The organism is Paracoccus sp. (in: a-proteobacteria) (assembly GCF_035556475.1).
Lineage (GTDB): Bacteria > Pseudomonadota > Alphaproteobacteria > Rhodobacterales > Rhodobacteraceae > Paracoccus.
This window is the reverse complement of the sequence record NZ_DATMFA010000126.1, coordinates 1-10,278: the sequence shown is the minus strand read 5'-3', so window position 1 is coordinate 10,278 and position 10,278 is coordinate 1. Positions and strand designations below refer to the sequence as shown.

Genomic DNA, 10,278 nt, shown 5'->3' with positions numbered 1-10,278 from the left:
CGGATGATATAGTTGCGGTCAGCCCCGTGCGAGCCGTCGGCCATCGGCATGCCGAACTTGGTCGAAACGATCGCCTCCGCGCGGCGGGGTCCAAGGGCGCGACCGAGAAACTCTTCGGAACCTCCCGACCGGCCATAGATATTCGCGGTGTCAAAGAAGGTGACGCCCGCGTCCAGCGCGGCATCGACCACGCGGCGGGACTGCTCTTCGTCGATCGTCCAGTTGAAATTGTTGCATCCCAGCCCGACGACGGACACGGAAAGGCCGGAACGGCCCAGCTTGCGGTATTCCATCCGAGGATCCCCTTACAGATTGCGCAGCGGATCGCTGCCATCCCAGCCCACGGACGGCGCGCGCATCCGGTCGAACATGTGGCGGCGTTCGGGCTTCAGGTCGACCAGCTCCATCATCGGCGCATCGGGTTTGGCGGGGTCGCAGAGATAGCACATGCGCGAGGCCGCTTGATACCCTTCCATGGCGCGGACCATGCCGCGCGCCTCGGCCGCGGCGATCTGAGCGTCGAAATCATCGCAGAGGAAGCCGAAATGCTGCAGGCCCTCGCCACGGCTGTTCAGGAAGTCGAGATAGGGCGAGGGTTCGGAGGTCGGTTCGATCAACTCGATCTGCACCGGGCCGGAATAGCCCATGACCACCCGCTTGTGGATCTGATGCGAGACTTCCTTGCCCCAGACCTTCAGCACCTGAAACGGGATCGGGGTCGGATAGACGAAGAACGGCCCGATCCCCATGGTTTCGGCCCATTGCTTCACGCTCGCCTCGACATCGGCGACGACATATCCATGCTGGAACAGGGTTCCGTAGAAACGGCTCATCAATGGCCCTCTGATCTGAAAAGTTTCAATGTGGCATCGCGGGCCCGCCTTGCGGCCTCGGGTCCGGGAATGCCCGACTGCGGGATTTCCAACCCGATGACCGCCCCGGGCGGCAATGCGTCCAGAAACCCGGCCAGATCGGCAATGCCCTCGCCGGGCAGCGCGCGGTCGCGGATCGCCTCGTCCCATTCCTGATCGGGCGTGATCCCGGCGCGCAGGTCGCAAAGCTGGATACGGCCGACGTGATGGGCATGGGCTGCAATATCGCCCACCTTCCCGCCCGCGCGAAAGAAATGCAGGCTGTCGAGTTCGATGCCGAGCGGCAGGGCATTGGTCTCGATAAAGGCGACCGTCTGGGACAGGGTGACAAGGCTGCCGCGCTTGGAAATCTCGGTCACGACCTCCATCCCGCGCGCATGGGCCGCGTTACAGGCAGCGGCCATCTGGGCGGCCAGCTGGCCATGATCGGCTGTCCGGGCCAGCAGGTTGACCATCCTTGCCCCCAGTTCGGCGGCAGTGTCAAACCCCGGCAGCAGGTCATCCGTCACGGTATCGGCATGCAGATAGAACGGCTCGGCCATATCGAACACGACGCTGGTGTCGCGCAGCGCGTCCAGAACCGCGCGGCGCGCCGTACCCGGCCGGTCCAGCCCGAAATCGGGCAGGCCGTCCAGCGGCGTGACCAGCAGCGAGACGCGCTTCACGCCCAGATCGCTGGCCAGATGCACCAGATCCGCCGCGGGCAGATCCAGCGCGGTCAGGAAATCGAGGTTGAGCCGGTCACGCATCGCCCGGCGTCCGGCGCGGCCCGTGGGGCGAGAAGACCAGCGTGATCCGATTGGGGTCCAGCGCGTCCGAGATCGGCATGCGCTCGGTCCCGCCCCGCTCGCGCATGTCGTCGATCAGGGCCGGAAGGTCGTCGGTTTCGACCTCGTAAAAGGCGAACCACGAAAATGGATAGGGCGCATCCATCCGCTGCACGGGGGCCAGCCCATATCTTTGGGCCGAGATCACCCCCGGAATTGCCAGAACATCGGGGATGTGGCGGTCGTCATACCATTCGGTGAAGGCGGCATCCTGTCCCTCGCGCGGGTTGGTCAGCACCGCGATGATGAACTTTTCAGCCATCCTCCCGCTCCAGATTAGCGAAGGAAAACGGGTGGTTGTTATCTGTCACCTCCAGAAGTTCGAGGATATTGCCGTCAGGGTCGTGGCCATAGACCGAGGCATGGCTGGGCCGGCGCTGCGGATCCGAGCGGAAGGTGATCCCCGCCGCCTCGAGGCGCGCGACCTCGACCTCCAGATCGCGGACATGCAGGCACAGATGCGCGATGCCGTGGTCCTGTACCTCGCGCCGGAGGGGGTGGGGCGTGGGGCTGGAAAATTCGAACAGTTCCAGAAAGCAGTTGCCGGCCCGCAGTTTTGCCTGACGCGCGGCGGTGTCCTTGACGCCCAGAATGGTGTCGGGCAGGGCGGTGCCCTTTTCCCAATCCATGCGCGAGGCCACCTGAAACCCGAGGATGCCGCAATAGAAATCCAGTGCCCGGTCAAGGTCTGGCGTGGAAATCGCCGCGTGGTGAATGCCAAGGATCATGATGCCACCTCTCGTGCCGCGTTGGTTCCGGCCACCCGGCCAAAGACGATTGCATTGCCGATCGACGCGCCGCCCCCGGCATAACAGGGACCGAACATGCCGCCCGTGGTCTCGCCCGCCGCGTAAAGTCCGGGGATCGGGCGGTCGGCCTGATCCAGGACGCGCGCCTCGGTATCGATGCGCAGTCCGGTGCCGGTCCAGCAGACGATGGCGGGGCGGATGCGTGCGCCGTAGAAGGGCGGGGTGGCGATGGGTTTCAGATGCGCGGCATCCTTGAAGAACTGTGCATCCTCGCCAGCCTCGACCGCGCGGTTCGTCGTGGCGACGGTGGTTGCCAGCGTGTCCGCGTCGATCCCCAGCTTGCCCGCCAGTTCTGCGAGCGTCGCGCCCTGGGCGATCTGGCCGCCCGCGATGAAATGCGCCAGCCGGTCGGCCGACCAGTTCGGCGCGGTCAGCGATTTCGCCGTCGCCCGCGCCGCCTCGTCAAAGATCGAGAAGCATTCGCGCGCGGTCTGCTCGTTCAGCAGTTCCGACAGGATCGAATATTCGCAGGATTCGTCGACAAACCGCCGCCCCTCATGCGTGACATGGATCAGCCAGGGCGGCAGATAGGTTTCCAGCTCCTTCGCCCAGCCGGGTGTCATCAGCAGCAAGCCCCGATCCGGCTGGGTGATCCCCGCGCCTAGTCGGCGGCCGATCCGTATCCCGTCGCCCTGCGAATGGGTCGAGCCGATATACCATGAGAGATCGCCCTGTGAGGCCGCCGTCGGGAACAGTTCCGCAAGAAGCTGCCGGTTCGCGCCGAAGCCGCCGGTGGCCAGAATGACCGCGCCCGCGGTCACGTCGTCACCGTCGATGCGGATGCCGCAGACGCGCCCTTCCTCGACCAGCAGGTCTTCGACACGGGTGCGCAGCGCGACATCCACGGTCTTGCCGGTCAGCGAGCCTTCGAGAACCTCGGCAATCTCGGCACCGTGGCCGCGCGCGCGATGGCCGCGCCGGATCTTGTCGACCCCCGAGCAGTAGAGGTTTTCCTCGGGGAAATCGACGCCGAGGCCGACCAGCCATTCAAAGGTCGGCGTCGCATCATGGCAGAGGCGCCGGACCAGCGCCGGGTTCAGCTTGTATTGGTTGACATGCAGGTAATAGCGATACATCGATTCCGGGTCGTCCTCGATCCCGGCCTTGCGCTGGAGCGAGGTTCCGGCCGCATAGAAGACGCCGCCAGAGAGCGCGGTCGACCCGCCCGCCTTGTCACCTGCCTCGACCAGCAGCACCCGCGCGCCTTCGAGACTGGCCATATGGGCCGCCGCCAGTCCGGCGCCCCCCGCGCCGATGACGATCACGTCGTAATCGTTGTCCCGGACCATTCCGTTCCCCTGTCCTTGTTGGCTGACATTGCTGTGCTCGCGGTGGCCATGTCCTCAAGGATCATGGCGGCGCATTTCTCACCGATCATGATGGACGGAGCGTTGGTATTGCCTGCGGGCAGCCCCGGCATGATCGAGGCGTCGGCCACGCGCAGCCCCTCGACCCCGTGGACGCGCAGGCGGTGGTCGACCACGCCCATCACGCCGGGCAGCATGGCGCATGACCCGACGGGATGCAGGTTCGCGATGCCGTTCGCGCGCACCCAGTCGACGATTTCGGCATCGGTATTCACCTCACCGCCGGGGCGGATCTCTTCCGCCATGTAGCGCCCCAGTGCGGGCTGGTTCGCGATGCGGCGCACGATGCGCACCGCATCGACCATGGCCTGCCGGTCCACCTCGTCTCGAAAGAAATTGTGGCGGATGACCGGGTCGGCATGGGGATCGGCGGAACGCAACCGCACCTCGCCGGTCGAGACCGGGTCAAGATGCACCGGGCTCATGGTGAAGCCGGGGAAGTCGTGAACCTTCATCCCTTTCTTGTCTCGCGAGGCCACCGACCAGATATTGGTATTGATTTGCAGGTTCGGGCGGCTTTTCGTTTCGTTGGTGCGGGTAAAGACCCCGGCAAAGATGCCGTTCGCCGCCAGCGGTCCGCGCTTTGCCAGCACATATTGCGCCCCGGCGATGAACTGGCGCAGAGGGCTGCGCGCCAGTTCGTTGATCGTCACCGGCTCATGACAGCGGAAGATCATCGAGGCATAGAAGTGATCGCGCAGGTTCGCGCCCACGCCGGGCAGGTCGTGCAGCACCGGCACGCCCATGTCGCGCAGATGCTCGGCCGGGCCGATCCCCGACAATTGCAGCAGTTGCGGCGACCCGAACGAGCCGCCGCTGACCACGACCCCGTGGCGCGCGCGGGCCCGCAGGATGCGGCCCTGCTGGCGATATTCGACGCCAATGACGCGCTTGCCGTCCAGAAGCAGGCGCGTCGCATGGGCATTGGTGTCCACGCGAAGGTTCGCGCGCGACCTTGAAAGATAGGCCCGGGCGCTGTTCCAGCGGCGGCGCTTGCGCGTCGTGGTCTGAAACAGCCCGGTCCCTTCCTGTTGGGCGCCGTTGAAGTCGGCGTTGCGAGGCACGCCAGCCTGCACGGCGGCCTCGATGATCGCGAGCGCGACGGGCGAGGGGTTCGGCTGGTCGGAAACCGTCAGCGGGCCGCCGGTGCCGTGATAGGCGTCCGCGCCGCGGGTCTGATCCTCGGCCTTGCGGAAAAACGGCAGCACGTCATCCCAGCCCCAGCCGGGATTGCCCATTTGCGCCCAGGTATCATAGTCATTCGGATGGCCGCGCACATAGAGCATGCCATTGATCGAGCTGGTCCCACCCAGAACCTTGCCGCGAGGATTATACATCGGGCGGCCGTTCAACTCGGGCTCAGGCTCGGATTCAAACATCCAGTTCACCTTCGGATTGGTGAACAGCATGGGATATCCCATCGGAACCTTGATCCAGAAAGCGCCGTCCTTCGGCCCCGCCTCAAGGAGCAGCACCCGGAAGCGACCGGATTCCGCCAGCCGCCCCGCGACCGCGCAACCGGCCGATCCCGCGCCCGAGACGATAAAGTCAAACTCGCTGTCAAATTCCATGCCACATGTCCCAAAGCTGTCGGGGCGCGCGGCATGACGCGCGCGCCCCGTCCCTGATCAGAGATCGTCGGGTTGAACGAACTTGCCGTCCTTGACCGTCAGGATACCCATGCCGAAACTGGCAAAGCGCTCGGGTGTATAGTTGAAGACGCCCTTGCCGACGACGACGGGCAGATCCTTGACGCTGCTGATCGCGTCGCGCATCTCCTCGCGCGTGGCCTTCGGTCCGGCGCGCTTCAGGGCATCCGCCACCAGCATCATGGTGGAATAGCCTTGCGGCGCCCAGTTGTCGGCATCGACGCCGTATTTCGCCTTATAGGCCTCGGCAAAGGCGCGCGAACTGTCGTCGAACCCGCCCGGCGTCCACTCGCCGATCACGGTGACGCCCTCGACCGCGCCGCCGCCGGTCGCCACGAATTCGGGGGAAGCAAGCGAGTTGAGGCCGAAGATCTGGACGCTCGGGTCAAGCCCGGCTTGTTTGAACTGCATGATCATGTTGGCTGCCACGGCAGCGGGCGTCGCGACGAACAGGCAGTCCTGCTCGCCCTGCGCGATCTTGACCGCCAGAGCGGAAAAGTCGATGTCGCCGATCTTGACGCCTTCCAGTGCCGCCTTGACACCCCGCTCCTCGACGGTCGCGGCGAAGACCTTCGACATGGCGACATAGGCCTCGTTGTCGATGACGGTGACGATGGTGCAGTTCTTCACGCCGCGGTTTTCGGCGGCATAGATGGCGATTGGTGGCGTGGCGATCTGCGCGGGCTGCGAGAACGAGTTGGACCAGGGACCCGCCTGCGGCACCGCGAGGTTGTTGGCCTGAATCAGGATCGGAGTCTTCAGGTCATTGGCCGCCGCGGCAGCGGAGGGCGCAATCGCTCCGGTGGTCGGGCCGACAATCATCAGGACGGATGGGTCGGCGGCGTATTTGCCGATCAGCCCAAGCGCCTGACCCCGATCACCCGCATCGTCATCGAGGGTGTATTTGATGGTGACGCCATCGCCTGCCAGCCCCTTGGCGTTGATTTCCTCGATGGCCAGCACCGCGCCATCTGCCAGCGTCTTGCCGATGAAGGCGGGACTGCCGGTCAGCGACTCGATGATCGCCAGCTTGACCTCTGCGGCCGAAGCCATGGGCGCGGTCAGCGCGCAGAATGCTGCCGAAGCTGCGAGAACCGTTCTTAGAAACATCCTTCTCCTCCCGATCAGGATAAACCTTGTGATTGCGTCAACCGCAGCCTGTTCGCATTTGCGATGATCTGCCTGCGTCTCGTGTCCTCACGGATGGGAACTGCGACGCGACCATCCTTCTCCCGAGTCGCAATGAACACAAAAAATATCTTTGTGTATACAAAAATATCTTCATATGAATTATGCATGATGATCAAATCATGATTCACCGCCAGGGGAGGGGAGGAGCATGTTCGTCCAGCAAGTCGTCAACGGCCTGATCATCGGGGGTGTCTACGCGCTGTTCGCGCTTGGCTTCACGCTGATCTTCGGCATCCACAAGATCATGAACCTCGCGCATGGAGGGATCTTCATGACTGGGGCCTTCATCGGCCTCTACTCGGTTCAGGCGGGATTGCCGCTCTGGGTCGCCTTCATCCTTGCAATGATCGGGGCGGGCCTTGTGTCCGTCATCATCGAGGTCACGGCCTTCCGCCGGCTGCGGGCCAGCGGAGAGGTCGAGTTCGGTGCGCTGATCTCCTCGATCGGGGCGAATCTGGTGCTGGTCTCCATCGCGCAGATCCTCTCGAAGACGCAGGTTCTGCGGTTTCCGTTCGATACATTCCCGGTGGTGATGTTCAAGTTCTGGGGGCTGCGTATCTCGGCACTGCAACTGGCCATTGCAGTGCTGGCGGTAATCCTCGTGATCGCAATGAGTTGGTATCTTTACAAAACCAGCTTTGGCCGCCAGGTCCGGGCGGTCGCACAGAACGAACGCGCCGCGTTGCTGGCCGGTATCCGTCCGGGGATGATCTATTTCCAGACCTTCATGCTGTCGGGGATGCTGGCAGGGGCGGCGGGCGTGCTGGTTGGCCTTGCCTTCAACTCGATCCACTTCATGATGGGTGACCCGTTCCTGCTGCGCGGATTTGTCGTGGTCATCCTGGGCGGGCTCGGATCGGTCGCCGGGGCGCTGGTCGCGTCACTGGGGTTCGGGGTGCTGCAAACGCTCAGCGTAGCCTATCTGTCCTCGCGCCTGTCCGACATCATCATCTTCGGGCTTTTGTTCGCGGTCCTGCTGATCCGGCCCAACGGCCTCTTCGGTCGGGATGAAGCGGGCGTTCTGCGGGGGCGTCGGTAATGGACCAGCTTCTTGGATACCGCCCGCTATTCGACCTGTTCCTGCTGCATCTGGGTTTTGCCTATTCGCAATATATCGTCCTGAGGGCCGGGGCATTTTCCATCGGCAATGTCGGGTTGTCGGCTATCGGTGCGTATACGACCGCTATCCTCACCGTACAATTCGGCCTGCCGATGCCGGTCACGCTTCTCGCGGGTGCCCTGATGGGACTGCTGTTCGGGGTCTTGCTGGCGCTGCCGCTGGCCCGGCTCCGCGGAGTCTATCAGGCCATTGCCTCGCTGGCTTTCGTGCAGATCGTGCTCTCGACCAATCTTTACGCCGAGAACATCACCGGCGGCGCCATGGGCTATTCGGGCATTCCGAAGCTGGCGGGGACGGGGACGCTGCTCTGTTTCGTGGTCGCCACGATCTATGTGATCTGGGCCGTGTCGCGGTCGCGGATCGGGCGCGCCTTTGATGCCGTGCGGGAGGACGAGGGCATGGCCGTGTCGCTGGGGATCAATGTGCCCCGCACCCAGACCATCGCCTATGCCATGTCAGGCGTAATCGCCGGGCTTTTCGGCGGCCTCGAGGCACTGCATTCCTATGCGGTCGAGCCGAACCAGTTCGGGTTCCACCTGATCATCGTGATCATGTCCTATGTGGTCCTTGGCGGACGCCGCAGCGTTTGGGGGCCGCTGGTCGGCGTCGCGCTGCTGATCGCGCTGCCGGAAATCTCGCGGCCCTTGGCCGATGCCCGGATCATGATCTATGGCCTGATCCTGATGGCGGTGATGAATTTCATGCCGCGTGGAATCGTGGACACCCTGATCGCGCGGCGGGCACGTCGCAAGGCGCGCAAGCCCGCGCCCGCAACGCTCAAGCCAGAGGTGCAGTGATGAAAGACCTTGTGCTTGAACACGTCCACAAGAAGTTCGGCGGCGTCACCGCGTCGAATGATGTGAACATGACCGTGCCCGCCGGACGGATCACCGGGCTGATCGGCCCGAACGGGGCGGGGAAGACCTCGCTCATCAACCTGATCACCGGAATGCTGCCGCTGACCTCGGGGCATATCCTGTTCGGGGGGCAGGACATCTCGACCGAGCCGGCAGACCGCGTCGCCCGGTCCGGCATGGGCCGCACCTTCCAGAACATCCGCTTGCAGAAAGAGGCCAGCGTTCTGGCCAATGTCATGGTCGGCTTTCACCGGCATGAGAAATGCTCGCTCATCTCGGCGATCCTGGGGCTGCCATCCTCGCGTCGCGAAGATGCGATGTTGCGTCAGCGGGCCATGGCGCTGCTGGAGCAGTTCGACATGACCGATCACGCCGAAAGCCCCGCCGGCAGTCTTGCCTATGGCCACCAGCGCAAGGTCGAGATGATGCGGGCGCTGGCAACCGATCCAGACCTGATCCTGCTCGATGAGCCCGTCGCCGGCATGAACGATGTCGAGGCGCACCACCTTGCCCAGATCTTCCGCCGGTTGGCCGATCAGGGCAAGGCGATCATGCTGATCGAACACAACATGCGCTTCGTCCAGGAGCTTTGCGACTATGTCTATGTGCTGGACGGCGGCCGGCTGATCGCCGAGGGGCTACCGCGTGACGTTGTCGCGGATCCCGTCGTGATCACCGCCTATCTGGGAGTGGAATGATGGTTCTAACGGTCCAAAAGCTGCATGCCTCGTATAGCGGCATCCGCGCTCTGGCCGGTGTGTCCATGACGGTCGCACAGGGCGAAATGGTCGCCCTGATCGGACCGAACGGGGCCGGGAAATCGACCTTGCTGAACTGCATCAGCGGGATCGTCACCCCCACCGCCGGTTCGATCCAAATCGACGGGGTCGAGCTGGTGCGCACGCCCGCCTGGGCCATTTCCCGCATGGGTATCCTGCAATCTCCCGAGGGCCGGCAAGTCCTGCCGGACATGTCCGTGATGGAGAACCTGCTGGTGGGGGCGAATGCCCTTCAGAGGCGAAAACCCACCCACACCGAAAGCGACGTGTTCCGCCTGTTCCCCGTGCTCGATGAACGCCGCGACCAATTGGCCGGGTCATTATCGGGGGGCCAGCAGCAGATGCTGGCCATAGGCCGCGCGTTGATGGGCGCCCCGCGCCTGCTGCTGCTGGACGAGCCGAGCCTCGGGCTGGCGCCGGTGATCGTGCAGCAGGTCTTTGACGCGCTGGTCCAACTCAAGCGCGAGGGAATGACCATCCTTCTGGTCGAGCAGAACGCGCGCAAGGCCCTGCAAGTGTCGGATCGGGCCTATGTCATCGAACAGGGCCATTTCGTCGCCACCGACAGCAGCGCCAACCTCGCGCAGGACGGTCGCGTGATCGCGCATTATCTGGGCACCGGCACGCATTGAAAAACTGTGGGGCTTGGAGATCGGCAGCGCGTCTTTAGGCTCCAGACCCATTGATTTCGTGCCTTTGGCGTGTTTCAGGCTCCGCAAGGAGAACTGACCGATGGGCAATTTTTTCTGGCTGAGCGAGGCGCAGATGGAGCGGCTAAGGCCCTTCTTTCCCAAGAGCCACGGCAAG

Annotated in this window: 12 protein-coding genes; 4 read left to right on the top strand and 8 right to left on the bottom strand. The window is 64.0% G+C overall.

Annotation, left to right across the window (positions count from 1 at the left end; all coding sequences use genetic code 11):
• From VNQ78_RS18360 to VNQ78_RS18325, 8 genes are all read right to left on the bottom strand, one after another.
• Positions 1–293: aldo/keto reductase (locus VNQ78_RS18360; protein ID WP_325692501.1), on the bottom strand; the 293-nt coding region annotated here is incomplete at its 3' end.
• 12 nt (positions 294–305) lie between these two features.
• Positions 306–833 carry a VOC family protein gene (locus tag VNQ78_RS18355; RefSeq protein ID WP_325692499.1) on the bottom strand — a complete coding sequence of 176 codons (528 nt, stop codon included), beginning with the start codon at positions 831–833 and terminating at the stop codon, positions 306–308.
• Positions 833–1,621 (bottom strand): sugar phosphate isomerase/epimerase family protein, encoded by a 789-nt coding sequence (locus tag VNQ78_RS18350; RefSeq protein WP_325692497.1) that lies wholly within the window; start codon positions 1,619–1,621, stop codon positions 833–835. The genes VNQ78_RS18355 and VNQ78_RS18350 overlap by 1 nt, the downstream gene beginning before the upstream one ends.
• On the bottom strand, positions 1,614–1,961 hold the full coding sequence (locus VNQ78_RS18345) for a hypothetical protein (protein ID WP_325692495.1): 348 nt from the start codon (positions 1,959–1,961) through the stop codon (positions 1,614–1,616). The genes VNQ78_RS18350 and VNQ78_RS18345 overlap by 8 nt, the downstream gene beginning before the upstream one ends.
• Positions 1,954–2,427, bottom strand: a complete 474-nt coding sequence (locus VNQ78_RS18340; RefSeq protein WP_325692493.1) for a VOC family protein — start codon at positions 2,425–2,427, stop codon at positions 1,954–1,956. The genes VNQ78_RS18345 and VNQ78_RS18340 overlap by 8 nt, the downstream gene beginning before the upstream one ends.
• Positions 2,424–3,797, bottom strand: coding sequence for an FAD-dependent oxidoreductase (locus VNQ78_RS18335; RefSeq protein ID WP_325692491.1), 1,374 nt, complete (start codon positions 3,795–3,797; stop codon positions 2,424–2,426). The genes VNQ78_RS18340 and VNQ78_RS18335 overlap by 4 nt, the downstream gene beginning before the upstream one ends.
• Complete coding sequence (locus VNQ78_RS18330; protein WP_325692489.1) at positions 3,770–5,446, bottom strand: GMC family oxidoreductase; 1,677 nt, start codon at positions 5,444–5,446, stop codon at positions 3,770–3,772. Before VNQ78_RS18330 ends, VNQ78_RS18335 begins: the two co-directional genes overlap by 28 nt.
• Before the next feature lie 57 nt (positions 5,447–5,503).
• Entirely contained in the window at positions 5,504–6,634 is a 1,131-nt protein-coding gene (locus VNQ78_RS18325) for an ABC transporter substrate-binding protein (RefSeq protein WP_325692487.1), read from the bottom strand.
• A gap of 229 nt (positions 6,635–6,863) precedes the next feature.
• On the opposite strand from VNQ78_RS18325, the gene VNQ78_RS18320 reads away from it, so the two are divergent.
• The 4 genes from VNQ78_RS18320 to VNQ78_RS18305 are packed head-to-tail and all read left to right on the top strand — an operon-like array spanning position 6,864 to position 10,103.
• Positions 6,864–7,754 carry a branched-chain amino acid ABC transporter permease gene (locus VNQ78_RS18320; protein WP_325692485.1) on the top strand — a complete coding sequence of 297 codons (891 nt, stop codon included), beginning with the start codon at positions 6,864–6,866 and terminating at the stop codon, positions 7,752–7,754.
• Positions 7,754–8,632, top strand: a complete 879-nt coding sequence (locus VNQ78_RS18315) for a branched-chain amino acid ABC transporter permease (protein WP_325692483.1) — start codon at positions 7,754–7,756, stop codon at positions 8,630–8,632. The genes VNQ78_RS18320 and VNQ78_RS18315 overlap by 1 nt, the downstream gene beginning before the upstream one ends.
• Positions 8,632–9,390 (top strand): ABC transporter ATP-binding protein, encoded by a 759-nt coding sequence (locus tag VNQ78_RS18310; protein ID WP_325692481.1) that lies wholly within the window; start codon positions 8,632–8,634, stop codon positions 9,388–9,390. Before VNQ78_RS18315 ends, VNQ78_RS18310 begins: the two co-directional genes overlap by 1 nt.
• On the top strand, positions 9,390–10,103 hold the full coding sequence (locus VNQ78_RS18305; RefSeq protein ID WP_349255698.1) for an ABC transporter ATP-binding protein: 714 nt from the start codon (positions 9,390–9,392) through the stop codon (positions 10,101–10,103). The genes VNQ78_RS18310 and VNQ78_RS18305 overlap by 1 nt, the downstream gene beginning before the upstream one ends.
• Positions 10,104–10,278 lie beyond the last annotated feature (175 nt).